Below are 16,981 nucleotides of genomic sequence, written 5' to 3'. Positions count from 1 at the left end.
TACTTTATCGTTGCGAAGTCCTAAAACTTGATGGCAATAGCTATAGAATGGAGAATAGAAAATCAATATTCAATTAATAATTTTTTGTCCTATAAAGTGGTACTTTTTAATTGCGAAAATTTGATACTTTTTTGTTTGCTATTTACATTTGTATACTATTCCATCCTCCAGCTAAAGCTGGGGGCAAGTAATATGCAATTTAGATTGCGAACGGCAGCATCCTTTTTTTAAATGAAGATTAAATAAGGCTGATTTTAAAAACCAAGGAGCTTTCGATTGGCTTAATCTCAAAAATAGAAACCTTTACAAAGATATTGATTAGAGAATCACAATATTAGTTGTTGTCATCCTGAACCTCAGTGAAGGATCCGCCCAATGATAATACATATTGAAATCCTTTCAATATTGTCCAATTAATTGGCGCTTCGCCCAAACCAGACTATAAAGAAGAAGCGTTGCGATAATACGCTTGTTTAGCAAAAAGGAAGATGCGGGTTGCGTGAAGGATTGCAGCGTATACCCCACAGCTTAGCTTGGCCAGTGGGTTGGGGCGAGGAGTAGCAGCGAAAAGCCTGACCCGACGATTGGAGGGACACGCCCTGATTATTTTTAGCGGGTATCTGCGGCCAAATATGTTGAAAATGAAAGGAGGCCAATCTTTCTTTAGGCCAGCCTCCTTGTGTATGCTATGCGATAATCTCCAATTGGATTTCCTCGCGGACTGCTTAAATTAAAGATTCCTCTGCTACAAATCGGCCTTCTTTCAAAAAGGCTATAGAAGCATCAATATCCTTATACATGACACGGTCGAATTCGTTGAAACTAACAACCGTTCTGAACTGAGCCAAGAAATCTTCAATAAATGGAGACGATTTTCCTGGACGACGTAAATCTACAGCCTGAGCTGCATTCATTAGTTCTATTGCTAATATCCTTTCTACATTCTCGGCAACACGTAACGATTTAGTTGCTGCATTTCCACCCATACTAACATGATCTTCCTGCTCGTTGGAAGAAGGTATCGAATCGACAGAACATGGTGTACACAATTGCTTGTTTTGACTAACAATGGAAGCCGCTGCATATTGTGGAATCATAAATCCTGAGTTTAGTCCCGAATTGGTAATTAAAAACTCTGCCAAGTCCCGATCTCCTGAAATCAATCGATAGGTTCTTCTTTCGGAAATACTTCCTAGTTCGGCCATTGCTATTGCCAGAAAATCTAAACTTAATGCCAAAGGCTGACCATGGAAATTTCCTCCTGAAATGATCATGTCTTCGTCAACAAAAATAGTTGGATTATCTGTTACCGAATTAATTTCTGTTTCCACAACCTTGGCTACATAGGCAATCGCATCCTTTGAAGCACCATGAACTTGAGGCATACAACGAAATGAATAAGGATCCTGAACATTCTTCTTCTCCTTCTGTATCAGTTCGCTTCCTTCCAATAGTTTGCGAATGTTACGGGCAGTTTCAATTTGTCCACTGTGTGGTCTTGCTTCGTGGATTGGAGCAAGAAAAGGATCGATTCTACCGTCATATCCTTCCAGAGAAATAGTACCTATAATATCAGCATATTTTACTAACTGAAATGCTTTTAACAAGGTATAAACCGCGTGAGAACTCATGAATTGAGTACCATTTAATAATGCTAAACCTTCTTTTGCACCAAGTTTTATTGGTTTCCAGTTAAGCTCTTTCAAAACCTCCTTAGCCGGACGAATCTCCTCTTTATATATCACTTCTCCCTCACCAAATAGAGGTAAGAACAGATTTGCCAATGGAGCAAGGTCGCCGGAAGCTCCCAATGAGCCCAGTTCCCGAACAACAGGAAGCACATCCATATTGTACATATCGATGATACGCTCCACGGTAATTAGTTGAACGCCTGATTTTCCTAAGGATAAAGCATGAGCTTTAAGCAATAGCATCAAACGAATTACGTCCTTAGGAATTATATTTCCGATACTACAGGCATGAGACATCACCAAATTACTTTGCAACTGACTCAAATCTGCTTCTGGAATTGAAATTTTACAAAGCGATCCGAAACCTGTTGTGATTCCATAAATTGGTTTGGTGGATTTGGCAATGGTTTGATCCAAATAATCCTTACACTTCTGGATTAAGCTTTTTGATTCTTCGGATAATCCTAGTTGATACTTATTTTCTAATATCTCTTCAATTCTCTCAAAAGTTAATTTTTCCGGAGAAATAAAATGTTTGTTTGTCATGTTGTATTTGTGTTATTGTATTAATATTTAGAAGAATTCGCTGGTTTTACTACCATACGAATATTTAATGCACGCGCTTTTTCATCAAGGACAACGGATGTCTCCTCCAATAGTTTCAATGGGTCTATCTTCGAAAAAGGCGAATATCATTATTCTAAAATTTTTTATAACAGTAACACTACCTGCTTTAGGTAAGCTTCTCTACTAATTGTTCCGGGCTTAATTTCTCCTGCTCACCGGTTTCCATGTCTTTCAAACTAAGCATTCCTTCTTCCAACTCGCTCTCCCCTACTAAAATTACGTAAGGAATATTTTTGTTGTTGGCATAGGTCATTTGCTTTTTCATTTTTTGCGAAGCAGGAAAAATTTCTGCATTAATACCATTAGCCCTCAATTTTGCTAAGATAGGCAAACAAAAGCTTTCCTCTTTTTCGCCAAAGTTGATGAACAACACTTTTGTGGTTGCTTCCGTTTCCTCAGGAAATTTATTCATTTGTTCGAGTACATCGTAAATACGATCTGCTCCAAATGAGATTCCTACACCAGACACATCCTTTAAGCCAAAAATTCCGGTTAAATCATCGTATCGTCCTCCTCCGGTGATACTACCGAACTCCATATCTTTCGATTTTACTTCGAAAATTGCACCGGTATAATAGTTTAATCCTCTTGCAAGAGTTAAGTCCAACTCAACCTCTGTATTCACATTCAAATGATTCAGGTAATTGAAAACAATTTCCAATTCCTCTATTCCTTTCCTCCCTATTTCGGAGGATGCCAGCAGCTCTTTTAATTTTGCAAGCTTATCCTGATTGGTACCGGATAAAAGTATGATTGGTTGTAAAGTGTCAATTGCTTCTTGTGCGATTCCTTTATCTACCAATTCTTTATTTACATTATCCAATCCTATTTTATCTAACTTATCGATAGCAACAGTAATATCAATAATCTTATCCGCTTCGCCAATAACCTCTGCTATTCCTGCCAATATTTTACGATTATTCAGCTTTATTATCACATTAAGCTGTAAGCGTTTGTACACTTCATCCACAATTTGAATCAATTCTACTTCATTCAAAAGGGAATTGCTGCCAATAACATCAACATCGCACTGATAAAATTCACGGTATCTTCCTTTTTGAGGACGATCGGCTCTCCATACTGGCTGAATTTGGTATCGCTTAAAAGGGAAATTAATCTCATTACGATGTTGCACTACATAACGGGCAAATGGTACTGTAAGATCGTATCTTAAGCCTTTTTCGCTAATCTTAGTTGTTAATTTGATTGAATTTCTTTCTCGTAATTGCGTTTCGTCTATCTTGGATAAAAAATCTCCTGAATTTAAAACCTTAAACAAAAGTTTGTCTCCTTCTTCTCCATATTTCCCCATCAAAGTGGATAGATTTTCCATGGATGGTGTTTCAATAGGCATAAATCCATATAGCTGAAATACCTTTTTGATGGTATCGAAAATATAGTTTCTTTTCACCATTTCTACAGGCGAGAAATCTCTTGTTCCTTTTGGGATTGACGGTTTTTGAGCCATTACTATACTTTAATTTGGTTATTTTATTAGAGCTACAAAATTATCAAATTATTTGAGAGTTACCACTGCTTTACGTGTGATACTTACTATCGTATAACAGGTAACAATAAACCCCATAAAAAAGACTAAAATATGTAAACCCGGATGTGCCCTGTTTTTTTTATTGCCTTCTTATTTTTTTAAAAATATTTGTAAAAAAATCTAAGGTCATTCCCAATATAAATACTGCGTACCAGGCATGCATATTCATAAATAAAAGTAGTACAACTGCTGATAGGTATAATACACCCACCACTAATTTTAGATATTCCGATCTTTCCCAGGATTTAATGGGCTGATAAGAGAGTAAATACAACTGAAGCCCTGCATATAAAAACAAACCTATCGAAAAAAAAATGGATGCATGATCTTGTCCTTTCAAGAAACGGTATCCACCAATAAAAATTAAGGCAACCCCCAAATAGTAGATTGCCTTGTAAATATTAAAAGAACTCATTCTGTCATTTTATGATATTAATACTGAACGGATAATTGTAATCCTCCCCATTAAGTGTTTTTACAATTGCCATTACAACAAAGATCAAATTTAATAAAGCCAATGCAATAAGCAATAATATTCCTATTCCTACAAAAACCAATAAACCGGAAATAAACAGATAAATGGTCATCGAGATCTGGAAATTAATTGACTTTTTTCCCTCGCGGTCAACTAATTCTGAGTCTTCCTTTTTCATCGACCAAAGAATTAATGGGCCGATTACGTTACCTAAAGGAATAATAACACCGGCAAAAGCAGAAAGATGACAAAACATTGCCCAATTTCTTTCATCCGTTGGAGTAGCAAATTGATTCATGGTGATAAGTTTAAGTTTGTAGATAAAAAAAGGGGATTGCAAAGCGATATATTTTCAATTTAGATCGATTTTCAGACTCTTCAAAAATGCCATCTTATTGATCTTTTTATTAAAATAAAAACTTTAAATCCTCACTCCTTTTAAGATACAAAAATTAAGGGAAGAACTGAAAACAAGTTACTTCCCTATTACTATCTCCATTAATTAAGTTTCTTATATCTTATTCGCTTAGGACCTTCATCTCCCAATCTCTTTTTACGATTGATCTCATAATCGGAAAAGCTGCCTTCGAAGAAATACACTTCCGAGTTACCTTCAAAAGCAAGTATATGAGTGGAAACTCTATCCAAGAACCACCTGTCATGCGAAATAACCACTGCACAACCGGCAAAGTTTTCCAATCCTTCTTCCAAAGCTCTCAAAGTATTCACATCTATATCATTGGTTGGTTCATCCAGGAGCAGCACATTTGCCTCCTCTTTTAAGGTTAATGCCAAATGCAGGCGGTTACGTTCCCCTCCGGAAAGTACGCCACATTTCTTTTCCTGATCGGCTCCAGTAAAATTAAATCGTCCTACATATGCTCGGGCATTTACTGTTCTTCCCCCAACACTAATGAGATCTCCTCCTCCGGAAATCACTTCGTAAACAGATTTTTCAGGATCAATATCAGCATGTTGCTGATCTACATAACCAACTTTTACAGTATCTCCCACTTCAAAACTTCCCTTGTTGGCTTGTTCTAATCCCATTATCATCCTGAACAAAGTAGTTTTACCAGCCCCATTGGGACCAATAACACCAACAATTCCTGCAGGAGGCAATTCAAACTCTAAATTTTCAAATAACAATTTATTTTCAAATCCTTTAGAAACTTCATTTGCGAGTATTACTTTATTTCCCAATCGCGGTCCGTTGGGAATAAAAATCTCCAGATTTTCTTCTTTTTGCTTGGTATCCTGGCTCATCAAGCTGTCATAGGCTTTTAATCGAGCCTTACTCTTCGCATGACGAGCTTTTGGCGACATATTCACCCATTCCAGTTCTCGCTCTAATGTTTTTCTTCTCTTACTTGCAACCTTCTCTTCTTGCTCCATTCGTTGGGTTTTCTGTTGCAACCAGGAAGTGTAATTTCCCTTCCATGGAATTCCTTCCCCTCTATCCAATTCTAAAATCCAACCTGCCACATTATCTAAGAAATAACGATCGTGGGTGATACAAATTACAGTTCCTTTGTATTGATGTAGATGTTGCTCTAACCATTGAACTGATTCTGCATCCAAATGATTTGTTGGCTCATCTAAAAGAAGAATATCCGGCTCCTGCAAAAGCAATCGACAAAGGGCAACTCTTCTTCTTTCTCCTCCCGAAAGATGCTTTACCAGTGCATCGCCTTCCGGACAACGAAGTGCATCCATAGCTCTTTCCAATCTTGTATCCAGATTCCAGGCATCAAATCTGTCAATTTTTTCTTGTAGTTCGGCTTGCTCATCCATTACTGCCTGCATCTTATCTGCATCTTCCAATACTTCCGGATCGGCAAACTTTAAATTAACAGCTTCGTAGGCTGCCAAAACATCTACAATTTCCTGTACTCCTTCTTCAACAATTTCCTTTACAGTTTTATTATTGTCTAAATGTGGCTCTTGTTCTAAATATCCTATGCTATGCTCTTTAGGCCATACAACATGCCCATCAAAAGATTTTTCTAAACCTGCTATTATTTTTAAGAGTGTTGACTTACCAGAGCCATTTAGACCGATAATGCCAATCTTTACACCATAAAAAAAGGATAGATTTATATTACTCAATACTTTTTTTTGAGGAGGAAATATTTTATTAACTCCCATCATTGAGAAAATGATTTTCTTGTCGTCCGCCATTTAAATTCTATTTTAAGGTATCTATATGTTTTGCACAAAAATATAAAAATTGATTTGACTTTAATAATCCAAAAAAACTAACAAAAAGGAGTATATTAGAGAATAATCTTGAATTTATAATTAAACTAGATAGATAAAATATAGAGATACAATTTTTAATTATACTTGAAAATTTCTATTTTTAACTATTAATTATGGAGTTTAAAATGGAAAAGACAACTAACAAAAAACTAGCAGATTTACTTGAGCAAATTGGTATTGAAACCAGGAAAAAAATATACTGGGAAGAAAACATCGACTCAACACAAATTGTAAGAACGCATCCTAATAAAACAGATATCGCAATTGAAAATGCTAAAATTCTATTAGTAGAAGATCAACCTAGTAATAGAAAAACACTTGAGGTTTACCTAAAACACAAGGTAGCATTGGTCGACATTGCCGAAAATGGAAAAGAAGCATTAGAGCTCTTTGCTGAAAATTCCTATGATATAATATTAATGGATCTTCAAATGCCCATAATGGGAGGAATAGAAGCATCCTTAAGAATTCGTAAATTGGAAGAAGAACGCGGAACAAAAAGACCTGTTCCAATTATTGCATTCACAGCAAACTATTATTCCGATGACAAAGAAATTTCGATAGAGATTGGTATGGATGCATATTTATCCAAACCTTTCCAATGTAAAACACTTTATGATTTAGTTCAGGATTATTTATAAAAAAAAAGGGATTTTAAAAAAATCCCTTTTTTTTTGTATACATGAAGAAAATTTAGCAACCAAAAATTGCATTTTCTCCCAATTCCTCTTCAATACGAAGTAATTGATTGTATTTTGCCATACGATCCGAACGACTCAAAGAACCAGTCTTAATCTGACCTGAATTTGTAGCAACAGCAATATCAGCAAGTGTGGCATCTTCAGTTTCACCAGAACGGTGAGATGTTACTGTAGTATAACCTGCTCTGTGTGCCATTTCAATTGCATTCAAAGTTTCAGTTAGAGTTCCAATTTGATTTAATTTAATCAAAATAGAATTTGCAGCATTCAACTTAATACCCTTTGCAAGATATTCAACATTAGTTACAAATAAATCATCACCAACAATTTGGCACTTATCTCCAATTTTGGCATTAAGCGTTACCCAGCCATCCCAATCTCCTTCATCCATTCCATCTTCAATAGAATCGATAGGATATTTAGAAATTAATTCTTCAAGATAAGCTGCTTGTTCTTCCGAAGTTCTAATAGCACCACCTTCTCCTTCAAATTTTGCATAGTTGTATTTTCCATCTACATAAAATTCTGAAGCAGCACAGTCAAGAGCAATAGATACCTGACCACCATCTTCTTTACGACCGGCTTTATAACCAGCTAGCTCAATTGCTTTAATAATTGATTCTAATGCATCTTCTGTACCATTTAAAGATGGTGCAAATCCACCTTCATCACCTACAGCAGTGCTAAGATTTCTGTCGTGAAGTACTTTCTTAAGGTTATGAAATACTTCAGCACCCATTCGTAAAGCTTCACGAAATGAAGGTGCACCAACAGGACGAATCATGAATTCCTGAAAAGCAATCGGAGCATCTGAGTGAGATCCACCGTTGATGATATTCATCATTGGAACTGGAAGAATATTCGCATTTGTACCGCCTACATAACGGTAAAGAGGTAAACCTAAATAAGCAGCGGCAACTCTGGCTGTAGCTAATGAAACACCAAGAATGGCATTTGCTCCAAGATTAGATTTTGTTTTAGTACCATCAAGCTTTAGCATCGCTTTATCAATAGCAACTTGATTTAAGGCATCCATACCTATTAATTCTTTTGCGATAATGTTATTTACATTATCCACTGCTTTTAAAACTCCTTTTCCTAAATAGCGAGATTTATCACCATCACGAAGTTCTAATGCTTCATTTTCACCAGTAGAGGCTCCTGAAGGAACTGCTGCGCGTCCCATAAAACCACTAGCAATAGTTACTTCTACTTCGATAGTAGGATTTCCACGTGAATCTAAAATTTCACGACCGTAAATGTTTACAATTTCAGACATAACTTCTGGATATTAAAAGTTTTATTAATAATAAAAATAATATAACGCAATCGTATGCAATTTTTCTAGGGTACTAAAAAAGGGATAAAGCTAAACTTTACCCCTTCGTTCTTTGAAAAAGATTAACTATTCGTTTTCCTTTTTAGATGTATCATCTGTAGCTTTTTTAGGCTCTTCTGCTTTTGTTTCAGTAGATTCCTCAACTTTTGTTTCAACAGCTTCAGTTCCTTCTACTTTTGTAGCAGCCTTACTTGAGCGTCTTCTTCTGGTAGACTTTTTAGCTTCAGTTTTCTTTTCGCTGATATAAGTTTCGTTAAAATCAACTAACTCTATCAAACACATTTCAGCATTGTCCCCCAAACGATTACCAGTTTTTAATATTCTGGTATAACCACCATTTCTACTAGCTATTTTTGGAGAAACTTCTCTGAACAATTCAGTTACCGCTTCTTTTTGTTTTAAATAACTAAATACAATACGACGAGAGTGAGTAGTATCTAATTTACTTTTAGTGATTAGCGGTTCAACATACATTTTTAAAGCCTTAGCTTTAGCTGTAGTAGTTGAAATTCTTTTATGCAAAATCAAGGAAGCTGCCATGTTTGCCAACATTGCTTTACGATGAGCAGTTTTTCTTCCAAGATGATTAAATTTCTTTCTATGTCTCATTTTCCGTTATTCCTTATCTAATTTATACTTAGAAATATCCATACCAAATGTTAAATTCAAGGATACTAATAAATCATCCAATTCAGTTAAAGATTTCTTACCAAAGTTTCTAAATTTAAGAAGGTCGTTTCTATTGAACTGAACTAAATCTCCTAAAGTGTCAACATCAGCAGCTTTTAAACAGTTTAGTGCTCGAACTGAAAGATCCATATCCACTAATTTCGTTTTTAAAAGCTGGCGCATGTGTAAAACTTCTTCATCAAATTCTTCATTTGCAAACTTCTCGTCAGAATCAAGTGTTATTTTTTCATCAGAGAACAACATGAAGTGATAAATAAGAATTTTAGCAGCTTCTTTCAATGCTTCTTTTGGGTGAATTGAACCATCCGTAGTGATTTCAAAAACAAGTTTTTCGTAATCTGTTTTTTGCTCTACACGATAATTCTCAACATCAAATTTTACATTCTTAATTGGAGTATAAATTGAGTCGATTGGTATTACACCAAATTCCGCATCAACAGGTTTATTTTCAATAGAAGGAACATATCCACGTCCTTTCCCTATTGTCAAGTCCATTTGTAATTTGGCAGAGCTGTCCATTCTGCAAATCACAAGTTCTGGATTCAACACCTCAAAACCGGTAAGGAACTTGTTAATATCGCCTGCTGTAAAAGTCGACTGATCTGAGATAGTAATAGTTACTAACTCATTGTCAACTTCCTCAACTTTTTGTTTAAACCGTACTTGTTTCAAATTAAGGATCATTTCGGTAACATCCTCAATGATTCCCGGTATTGTAGAAAACTCATGATCTACGCCCTGAATTTTAATGGTATTGATGGCGTATCCTTCTAGAGAAGAAAGTAATATTCTCCGTAAGGCGTTACCAATTGTAATACCATATCCAGGCTCTAATGGACGAAATTCGAATTTCCCGAATCTTTCATCAGCGTTGAGCATGATAACTTTGTCCGGTTTTTGGAAAGCTAAAATTGCCATAAATTACTAATTAACTATTTATTACTTAGAATACAATTCAACGATTAACTGTTCCTTGATATTTTCAGGAATTTCTGTTCTTTCAGGTATGTTTAAAAACTTACCACTTAGAGAGGTATGATCCCATTCTAACCAAGATGATTGGTTATATCTAGCAGTTGATAAAGAATCAGCAATAACTTCTAAAGATTTCGATTTTTCACGAATTCCAATAATATCCCCTGATTTTACTGAATAAGAAGGAATATTACAAACTTCACCGTTAACAGTTATATGTTTATGGCTAACCAACTGACGAGCAGCTGACCTTGTTGGAGCAACACCTAATCTGAAAATAACGTTATCTAAACGACTTTCAAGAAGTTGTAACAAAACTTCACCAGTAATACCTTTACTACTTGCGGCCTTTTTAAATAAGTTTGAGAACTGCTTCTCCAATACACCATAAGTATATTTGGCTTTTTGTTTCTCTTTTAACTGAACTCCATATTCAGACATTTTTTTTCTTCTACGGCTATTTCCGTGCTGTCCTGGAGGATAGTTTTTGTGTTCAAATGCCTTATCAGGTCCAAAAATTGGCTCACCAAATTTTCTTGCAATTTTACTCTTTGGTCCTATATATCTAGCCATCTCTTTTTAAATTTAAATTTTTCTACGATAGAAATTCTTTGCTAAGATTAGAATAAAAAAAGTGCCGCGTTTTTTGAGAGGATTTCAAAAAAATATTCTAGTCTTAAACTCTTGTAATTTTAATTAAACTCTACGCCTTTTAGGAGGTCTACATCCATTATGTGGTAATGGAGTAACATCTACAATTTCTGCGATGTCTATTCCACATGCATTTATTGCACGGATAGCAGACTCACGACCATTACCTGGTCCTTTAACATATACCTTCACTTTTCTCAAACCTAAATCATGAGCAACTTTTCCACAATCCGTTGCAGCTTGCTGGGCAGCATATGGAGTATTCTTTTTAGAACCTCTAAAACCCATTTTACCTGCGGATGACCATGAAATTACTTGTCCACTATTATTAGTCAAGGAGATGATAATATTGTTAAAAGATGAGTGGATATGAGCCTGTCCAACAGGTTCAATTTTCACCACTTTTTTCTTTACTGATACTGACTTTTTCGCCATAACTCAACAATTATTTAACTGCTTTCTTTTTATTTGCAACTGTTTTTCTCTTACCTTTTCTGGTACGTGAGTTGTTTTTGGTTTTCTGTCCACGCACTGGCAATCCAATACGGTGACGAATACCACGATAACAACCGATATCCATCAAACGTTTAATATTCAGTTGATTTAAAGAACGCAATTCTCCTTCAACCTTAAAGCTTGCATTAATCGCCTGACGAACCTTCGCAGAGTCATCATCGGTCCAATCTTTCACCTTAGTATCACACGAAATACCCGCTTCTTTCAAAATTTGACGAGCAGCGCTACGACCAATACCATAGATGTAAGTCAAGCTAATTTCACCTCTTTTGTTCTGAGGCAGATCAACTCCAACAATTCTAGCCATAAATTAAATATTTATCTATTACAAAGTTAACTAAATTATCCCTGACGTTGTTTGAACTTAGGATTCTTTTTATTAATCACATACAAACGTCCTTTTCTTCTTACGATTTTACAATCTTCAGAACGTTTTTTTACAGATGCTCTTACTTTCATTTTTATTGAATTTAATTTTTGTATCTAAAAGTAATGCGCCCTTTAGTAAGATCATACGGTGACATTTCAACTTTTACTTTATCACCAGGTAAAATCTTAATGTAGTGCATTCTCATTTTACCGGAAATGTGTGCTGTAATTACATGTCCGTTTTCAAGTTCTACACGAAACATAGCATTAGATAATGCTTCGGTAATTGTACCATCTTGTTCTATTGAAGGCTGTTTAGCCATAAGTTTTCTTTATTTTATAGTTTATTCCCTCATCAAATTAAAAAACCGAGAGGCTTTTTGCATTTCTTTCGAACTACAGCTATATGCTCTAAAAGAAAAAATACTTCACCATTGACTGTTAACCAAACAATTACCAATACTTAGTACTATATCTCGTTCATCTTGTATGCTTTATAATACTATTGCTGACACAAGACCAACTTGCAATTTTAAACCTTCCCATTTCTTCCGATAATTACGGATATGAGGATCTTTATCATGATTTCAACCGGCTCAAGTCTTTTAGACAGGAAAATACCTACCGAATCTGTGACTGACATAAGAGCTAATTCAATATTTCAAGACATTATCTTAAACAGTCTTTTAGAGTCTTTTGTAAGAAACACACAAAACACAAAACCAGACTTATCGAATTCTATCTAGATCAAAACTTTTTGCATCAATCCAACAGAAAATCATTATAAATATCTGGTTGTTAGAATCTTAAGTTAAAACCTAAGATTCTAACAACCAGATCATTATTTATCATTTAAATCAATTTCTTCCCTTGCTTTTTTAAAAATCAATGCAAAGAAAGCAAAAATATTTTAATAAGCAGCAGCTCCTCCAGGAGTTTTACCTTTTATTCTACCGGATTTCATCAATCCATCGTAATGTCTCATCAGAAGATGAGATTCAATTTGTTGCAAAGTATCCAAAACAACACCTACAAGGATCAACAAAGAAGTACCACCATAAAAATGTGCAAACTGATTATTCACACCAGCAATCATAGCAAATGCTGGTAATATTGCAACAAAACCCAAGAAAATAGATCCAGGTAAAGTTATTCTTGACATCACAGTATCCAAAAAGTCGATAGTCTTTTTACCAGGTTTAATACCTGGAATAAAGCCACCATTCTTTTTCATATCCTCTGCCATTTGGGTAGGATTAACTGTAATCGCAGTATAAAAATATGTGAATAAAACAATCATTACAAAGAATAAAGCATTGTACCAAAATCCAGTATAATTTGATAAAGCAGCTGCTACTCCAGTTAATGCATCAGAGGCAGCGTAGTTCACAAAGGCCATAGGTAAAAACATAATAGCCTGTGCAAAAATAATAGGCATTACACCAGCAGCATTTACCTTTAAAGGAATATACTGACGAACCCCACCATATTGCTTGTTTCCTACGATACGCTTAGCATATTGAACTGGTATTTTTCTTGTTCCCTGCACCAATAAAATTGTTGCAGCAAAAACAAGAAACAGTACAACAATCTCAATAACAAAAAGAATCAATCCTCCTCCTTGTCCTTCAATCTTTGATCCCAATTCAGCGAAAAATGAGAATGGTAATCTTGCGATAATACCAATCATGATGATAATTGAAATACCATTACCAATACCTTTATCAGTAATTTTTTCTCCCAACCACATTATAAACATTGATCCTGCTGCAAGGATAATAACCGAAGATACCGTGAAGAATGTTCCTTTTAAGATAAAAGCTGTTTCAGGTAAAGTTGAATGTAAGTTTAATAAATACCCAGGTGCTTGAAGAACAAGTATTATTACAGTTAGATAACGCGTAATTTGATTAATTTTTCTATGTCCACTTTCACCCTCTTTCTGTAATTTTTGGAAGTAAGGAACAGCAATTCCCAACAACTGAATTACAATAGAAGCTGAAATATAGGGCATAATACCCAACGCAAATATGGATGCATTTGCAAATGCTCCACCGGAGAACATATTAAGCAAACCCAATACACCATCAGCTGTTTGAGACTTTAATGCACCTAACTGTGCCGGATCAATTCCCGGCAACACAACCTTTGTACCTAAACGGTACACTAAAAGAAGAGCTAGAGTCGTTAAGATTCTTGATCTTAAATCCTCTATCTTCCAGATGTTCCTCAATGTTTCTATTAAACCTTTCATTATGTATAATTACAATTTAACAACTGTTCCTTCTACTGCCTCAATTGCAGATTGAGCAGATTTTGAGAATGCATGCGCTTTTACTTCAAGTTTAGCAGTTAATGTACCATTACCCAAAATTTTGATTAAATCGTTCTTTGCTGCAACTCCGGCATTTACAAGAACATCAATATCTACGGTGGTAATATTACTTTTTTCTGCTAAGGTCTGCAAAACATCAATATTAATAGCTTTATACTCTTTTCTATTAATGTTTTTAAATCCAAACTTAGGAACTCTACGTTGTAAAGGCATTTGACCACCTTCAAAACCAACTTTTTTAGAGTATCCAGATCTTGACTTCTGACCCTTATGTCCTCTTGTTGAGGTACCGCCTCTTCCAGATCCTTGTCCGCGACCTATTCTTTTACATGTCTTTACAGATCCTGCGGCGGGTTTTAAGTTACTTAAGTCCATATCTATTTAAAACTAAATATTAACAATAATTTATTCTACAATGGAAACCAAGTGTTTAACCTTTTCCACCATACCTTTAATTTGAGGTGTAGCTTCATGTTCAACAGTAGCATTGATTTTATTTAAACCCAATGCTTGCAAGGTTTTTTTCTGGCGATCGGTACTACCGATTTTGCTCTTGATTTGAGTGATTTTAATCTTAGCCATTTTCCTTCTTTCTTAACCGTTAAACACTTTATCTAATGTGACTCCTCTATGTCCCGCAACAGTATGAGCATCTCTTAATTCAGAAAGAGCTAATATGGTTGCTTTCACAAGGTTATGAGGGTTTGATGAACCTTTTGATTTTGCAAGTACATCTGTTATCCCAACACTTTCCAAAACAGCACGCATAGCACCACCGGCTTTTACTCCGGTACCTAGAGAAGCAGGCTTAATAAAAACCTGTGCTCCGCCATATCTTGAAAGCTGTTCATGAGGAATGGTTCCTTTGTAAACAGGCACCTTAATTAAATTTTTCTTAGCAGCGTCAATACCTTTTGCAATAGCGGTAGTAACCTCATTTGCTTTACCAAGTCCCCAACCTACTAATCCATTTTCATTTCCTACAACAACAATTGCAGAAAAACTAAAGGTTCTACCACCTTTTGTTACTTTAGTAACACGATTAATTGCAACAAGCCTATCTTTAAGCTCTGCATCGCTAGTTTTAATATTTTTGATATCTGCCATAATTATTAAAATTCAAGGCCACCTTTACGAGCAGCATCCGCTAAAGATTTAATTCTACCATGGTATAGATAACCATTTCTATCGAATACAACACCAGTAATACCCGCAGCTTTTGCTTTTTCAGCAATTGCTTGTCCTACTAGTTCAGCTTGTTCTAATTTGGTCACTTTTTTCTCAGTAATATCCTTTACCAATGAAGTAGTTGCAACCAAAGTTTTTCCTGATATATCATCGATCAACTGTACTGAAATCTGCTTATTTGAACGAAAAACTGACATTCTTGGTCTTTCGGCAGTTCCAGAAATAGACTTACGAATTCTTCTTTTAATTCTAAGTCTTCTTTCTTGCTTAGTTAAAGCCATAATTTACTATTTTAAGAAATTATTTACCCGCAGATTTACCAGCTTTTCTTCGAAGCTGTTCACCAACAAATTTAACACCTTTACCCTTGTATGGTTCTGGTTTTCTAAATGATCTAATTTTAGCGGCAACCTGTCCTACTAATTGCTTATCGCAACTCTCTAGTGTTATAATAGGATTTGCACGCTTCTCAGTTACTGCAGTAACTTTCACCTCTGGAGCAATTTCCAAATGGATCAAGTGAGAATATCCAAGAGCTAACTCCAAAAGTTGTCCTTTAGAAGTAGCACGGTATCCAACACCTACAAGTTCTTGCTTAATAGTGTAACCTTCAGAAACACCGATTACCATGTTATTCATCAAAGAACGATACAAACCATGCAAGGCTTTATGTCTTTTCTGTTCAGATGGTCTTTCCAATACAACTGTATTAGCTTCTACAGAAATTTTAATATCTGCATCAACTTGTTGTGTTAATTCACCCTTAGGTCCTTTAACTATTACTGAATTATCATTATTCACCGTTACGCTTACTCCGGCAGGCAAATTGATAGGTAATTTTCCAATTCGTGACATTTCTAATCCTCCTTAATTAATAAACGTAACACAATATTTCACCACCAACATGCTTCTGACGAGCTTCTTTATCGGTCATAACACCTTGAGAAGTTGAAAGAATTGCAATACCTAAACCGTTAAGTACTCTCGGTAATTCAGCAGCACCGCAATATTTTCTTAAACCAGGTTTACTTACCCTTTTAAGATTTTTAATTGCAGAAATTTTTGATTCTGGGTGATACTTCAAGGCAATTTTAATTACTCCTTGAAGACCGTCATCTACAAATTTGTAGTTAAGGATATACCCTTTATCCTTAAGAATTTTTGTCATTTCCTTTTTCACGTTTGATGCTGGCAGCTCAACTACTTTGTGATTTGCCATAATCGCATTTCTTAAACGTGTAAGAAAATCTGCTATTGGATCTGTCATTTTATAAAAAAATTAAATTGATCCCGATTGCTCGGGACAATATTTAAAGAAATTTGTTCTTTTTCACCAAATTTGGTTACCAACTTGCCTTTTTCACTCCAGGAATAAGACCAGAAGAAGCCATCTCACGAAAAGTGATACGGCTAATACCGAATTGTCTCATATATCCCTTTGGGCGACCAGTAAGTTTACATCTATTGTGTAAACGCACAGGTGATGAGTTTTTTGGCAAACGACTAAGAGCGATATAATCACCTTCCTCTTTAAGCTTAGCTCTTTTAGCAGCGTATTTCTCAACTAATTTCTGACGCTTTACTTCGCGAGCTTTCATTGATTCTTTAGCCAT

At 35.3% G+C, this 16,981-nt stretch carries 22 protein-coding genes; 1 reads left to right on the top strand and 21 read right to left on the bottom strand.

Annotated features, from left to right (window positions below):
* Positions 1-725 precede the first annotated feature (725 nt).
* The 5 genes from hutH to ettA form a co-directional block, all read right to left on the bottom strand.
* On the bottom strand, positions 726-2,237 hold the full coding sequence (gene hutH / locus DLK05_RS04410; protein ID WP_127342771.1) for a histidine ammonia-lyase: 1,512 nt from the start codon (positions 2,235-2,237) through the stop codon (positions 726-728).
* A gap of 187 nt (positions 2,238-2,424) precedes the next feature.
* The gene (gene hisS / locus DLK05_RS04405; RefSeq protein ID WP_127342770.1) at positions 2,425-3,786 is read right to left on the bottom strand and encodes a histidine--tRNA ligase; all 1,362 of its coding nucleotides are present in this window, start codon (positions 3,784-3,786) and stop codon (positions 2,425-2,427) included.
* 160 nt (positions 3,787-3,946) lie between these two features.
* On the bottom strand, positions 3,947-4,282 hold the full coding sequence (locus tag DLK05_RS04400; RefSeq protein WP_127342769.1) for a hypothetical protein: 336 nt from the start codon (positions 4,280-4,282) through the stop codon (positions 3,947-3,949).
* A gap of 4 nt (positions 4,283-4,286) precedes the next feature.
* Complete coding sequence (locus DLK05_RS04395) at positions 4,287-4,640, bottom strand: DUF4870 domain-containing protein (protein WP_127342768.1); 354 nt, start codon at positions 4,638-4,640, stop codon at positions 4,287-4,289.
* A gap of 200 nt (positions 4,641-4,840) precedes the next feature.
* Positions 4,841-6,523: an energy-dependent translational throttle protein EttA gene (ettA, locus tag DLK05_RS04390; RefSeq protein ID WP_127342767.1), complete on the bottom strand. Its 1,683-nt coding sequence runs from the start codon at positions 6,521-6,523 to the stop codon at positions 4,841-4,843.
* A gap of 206 nt (positions 6,524-6,729) precedes the next feature.
* Between ettA and DLK05_RS04385 the strand changes: the two genes are divergently transcribed.
* Complete coding sequence (locus DLK05_RS04385) at positions 6,730-7,245, top strand: response regulator (RefSeq protein ID WP_209319706.1); 516 nt, start codon at positions 6,730-6,732, stop codon at positions 7,243-7,245.
* 52 nt (positions 7,246-7,297) lie between these two features.
* Here the strand turns inward: DLK05_RS04385 and eno are convergent, their stop codons facing one another.
* The 16 genes from eno to rpsN form a co-directional block, all read right to left on the bottom strand.
* On the bottom strand, positions 7,298-8,584 hold the full coding sequence (gene eno / locus DLK05_RS04380) for a phosphopyruvate hydratase (RefSeq protein WP_127342765.1): 1,287 nt from the start codon (positions 8,582-8,584) through the stop codon (positions 7,298-7,300).
* A 126-nt stretch (positions 8,585-8,710) separates the two neighbouring features.
* Complete coding sequence (gene rplQ, locus DLK05_RS18520) at positions 8,711-9,253, bottom strand: 50S ribosomal protein L17 (protein ID WP_127342764.1); 543 nt, start codon at positions 9,251-9,253, stop codon at positions 8,711-8,713.
* A gap of 6 nt (positions 9,254-9,259) precedes the next feature.
* Positions 9,260-10,252, bottom strand: coding sequence for a DNA-directed RNA polymerase subunit alpha (locus tag DLK05_RS04370; protein ID WP_127342763.1), 993 nt, complete (start codon positions 10,250-10,252; stop codon positions 9,260-9,262).
* A gap of 21 nt (positions 10,253-10,273) precedes the next feature.
* Complete coding sequence (gene rpsD / locus DLK05_RS04365) at positions 10,274-10,882, bottom strand: 30S ribosomal protein S4 (protein ID WP_127342762.1); 609 nt, start codon at positions 10,880-10,882, stop codon at positions 10,274-10,276.
* Positions 10,883-11,005: 123 nt separating this feature from the next.
* A complete protein-coding gene (gene rpsK, locus DLK05_RS04360) occupies positions 11,006-11,395 on the bottom strand; it encodes a 30S ribosomal protein S11 (protein ID WP_127342761.1) in 390 nt (129 codons plus the stop codon).
* A 10-nt stretch (positions 11,396-11,405) separates the two neighbouring features.
* Positions 11,406-11,783, bottom strand: coding sequence for a 30S ribosomal protein S13 (rpsM, locus tag DLK05_RS04355; RefSeq protein WP_127342760.1), 378 nt, complete (start codon positions 11,781-11,783; stop codon positions 11,406-11,408).
* 35 nt (positions 11,784-11,818) lie between these two features.
* Entirely contained in the window at positions 11,819-11,935 is a 117-nt protein-coding gene (gene ykgO, locus DLK05_RS04350; protein ID WP_054714088.1) for a type B 50S ribosomal protein L36, read from the bottom strand.
* A gap of 11 nt (positions 11,936-11,946) precedes the next feature.
* Positions 11,947-12,168 (bottom strand): translation initiation factor IF-1, encoded by a 222-nt coding sequence (gene infA / locus DLK05_RS04345; protein WP_054714084.1) that lies wholly within the window; start codon positions 12,166-12,168, stop codon positions 11,947-11,949.
* A 587-nt stretch (positions 12,169-12,755) separates the two neighbouring features.
* Positions 12,756-14,099, bottom strand: a complete 1,344-nt coding sequence (gene secY / locus DLK05_RS04340) for a preprotein translocase subunit SecY (protein WP_127342759.1) — start codon at positions 14,097-14,099, stop codon at positions 12,756-12,758.
* Positions 14,100-14,108: 9 nt separating this feature from the next.
* A complete protein-coding gene (gene rplO, locus DLK05_RS04335; RefSeq protein ID WP_127342758.1) occupies positions 14,109-14,555 on the bottom strand; it encodes a 50S ribosomal protein L15 in 447 nt (148 codons plus the stop codon).
* 30 nt (positions 14,556-14,585) lie between these two features.
* A complete protein-coding gene (gene rpmD / locus DLK05_RS04330; RefSeq protein ID WP_127342757.1) occupies positions 14,586-14,762 on the bottom strand; it encodes a 50S ribosomal protein L30 in 177 nt (58 codons plus the stop codon).
* 12 nt (positions 14,763-14,774) lie between these two features.
* The gene (gene rpsE / locus DLK05_RS04325; RefSeq protein ID WP_127342756.1) at positions 14,775-15,287 is read right to left on the bottom strand and encodes a 30S ribosomal protein S5; all 513 of its coding nucleotides are present in this window, start codon (positions 15,285-15,287) and stop codon (positions 14,775-14,777) included.
* Between the two features lie 5 nt (positions 15,288-15,292).
* Complete coding sequence (gene rplR, locus DLK05_RS04320) at positions 15,293-15,649, bottom strand: 50S ribosomal protein L18 (RefSeq protein WP_127342755.1); 357 nt, start codon at positions 15,647-15,649, stop codon at positions 15,293-15,295.
* A gap of 19 nt (positions 15,650-15,668) precedes the next feature.
* Positions 15,669-16,223: a 50S ribosomal protein L6 gene (rplF, locus tag DLK05_RS04315; RefSeq protein ID WP_127342754.1), complete on the bottom strand. Its 555-nt coding sequence runs from the start codon at positions 16,221-16,223 to the stop codon at positions 15,669-15,671.
* Positions 16,224-16,239: 16 nt separating this feature from the next.
* Positions 16,240-16,635, bottom strand: a complete 396-nt coding sequence (gene rpsH, locus DLK05_RS04310; protein WP_127342753.1) for a 30S ribosomal protein S8 — start codon at positions 16,633-16,635, stop codon at positions 16,240-16,242.
* Positions 16,636-16,711: 76 nt separating this feature from the next.
* Entirely contained in the window at positions 16,712-16,981 is a 270-nt protein-coding gene (gene rpsN, locus DLK05_RS04305; protein WP_054714054.1) for a 30S ribosomal protein S14, read from the bottom strand.

The sequence above is a fragment of the Ancylomarina longa genome, from assembly GCF_003996985.1.
In the GTDB taxonomy this organism is placed as follows: domain Bacteria; phylum Bacteroidota; class Bacteroidia; order Bacteroidales; family Marinifilaceae; genus Ancylomarina_A; species Ancylomarina_A longa.
Note: the sequence above shows the minus strand (reverse complement) of the source record. Positions and strands in the feature narration are given on the sequence as shown.

Excerpts from the sequence above, each read along its gene's own strand:
- hutH (WP_127342771.1), bottom strand. The coding sequence starts at position 2,237 with ATGACAAACAAACATTTTATTTCTCCGGAAAAATTAACTTTTGAGAGA.
- hisS (WP_127342770.1), bottom strand. The coding sequence starts at position 3,786 with ATGGCTCAAAAACCGTCAATCCCAAAAGGAACAAGAGATTTCTCGCCT.
- DLK05_RS04400 (WP_127342769.1), bottom strand. The coding sequence starts at position 4,282 with ATGAGTTCTTTTAATATTTACAAGGCAATCTACTATTTGGGGGTTGCC.
- DLK05_RS04395 (WP_127342768.1), bottom strand. The coding sequence starts at position 4,640 with ATGAATCAATTTGCTACTCCAACGGATGAAAGAAATTGGGCAATGTTT.
- ettA (WP_127342767.1), bottom strand. The coding sequence starts at position 6,523 with ATGGCGGACGACAAGAAAATCATTTTCTCAATGATGGGAGTTAATAAA.
- DLK05_RS04385 (WP_209319706.1), top strand. The coding sequence starts at position 6,730 with ATGGAAAAGACAACTAACAAAAAACTAGCAGATTTACTTGAGCAAATT.
- eno (WP_127342765.1), bottom strand. The coding sequence starts at position 8,584 with ATGTCTGAAATTGTAAACATTTACGGTCGTGAAATTTTAGATTCACGT.
- rplQ (WP_127342764.1), bottom strand. The coding sequence starts at position 9,253 with ATGAGACATAGAAAGAAATTTAATCATCTTGGAAGAAAAACTGCTCAT.
- DLK05_RS04370 (WP_127342763.1), bottom strand. The coding sequence starts at position 10,252 with ATGGCAATTTTAGCTTTCCAAAAACCGGACAAAGTTATCATGCTCAAC.
- rpsD (WP_127342762.1), bottom strand. The coding sequence starts at position 10,882 with ATGGCTAGATATATAGGACCAAAGAGTAAAATTGCAAGAAAATTTGGT.
- rpsK (WP_127342761.1), bottom strand. The coding sequence starts at position 11,395 with ATGGCGAAAAAGTCAGTATCAGTAAAGAAAAAAGTGGTGAAAATTGAA.
- rpsM (WP_127342760.1), bottom strand. The coding sequence starts at position 11,783 with ATGGCTAGAATTGTTGGAGTTGATCTGCCTCAGAACAAAAGAGGTGAA.
- ykgO (WP_054714088.1), bottom strand. The coding sequence starts at position 11,935 with ATGAAAGTAAGAGCATCTGTAAAAAAACGTTCTGAAGATTGTAAAATC.
- infA (WP_054714084.1), bottom strand. The coding sequence starts at position 12,168 with ATGGCTAAACAGCCTTCAATAGAACAAGATGGTACAATTACCGAAGCA.
- secY (WP_127342759.1), bottom strand. The coding sequence starts at position 14,099 with ATGAAAGGTTTAATAGAAACATTGAGGAACATCTGGAAGATAGAGGAT.
- rplO (WP_127342758.1), bottom strand. The coding sequence starts at position 14,555 with ATGGACTTAAGTAACTTAAAACCCGCCGCAGGATCTGTAAAGACATGT.
- rpmD (WP_127342757.1), bottom strand. The coding sequence starts at position 14,762 with ATGGCTAAGATTAAAATCACTCAAATCAAGAGCAAAATCGGTAGTACC.
- rpsE (WP_127342756.1), bottom strand. The coding sequence starts at position 15,287 with ATGGCAGATATCAAAAATATTAAAACTAGCGATGCAGAGCTTAAAGAT.
- rplR (WP_127342755.1), bottom strand. The coding sequence starts at position 15,649 with ATGGCTTTAACTAAGCAAGAAAGAAGACTTAGAATTAAAAGAAGAATT.
- rplF (WP_127342754.1), bottom strand. The coding sequence starts at position 16,223 with ATGTCACGAATTGGAAAATTACCTATCAATTTGCCTGCCGGAGTAAGC.
- rpsH (WP_127342753.1), bottom strand. The coding sequence starts at position 16,635 with ATGACAGATCCAATAGCAGATTTTCTTACACGTTTAAGAAATGCGATT.
- rpsN (WP_054714054.1), bottom strand. The coding sequence starts at position 16,981 with ATGGCTAAAGAATCAATGAAAGCTCGCGAAGTAAAGCGTCAGAAATTA.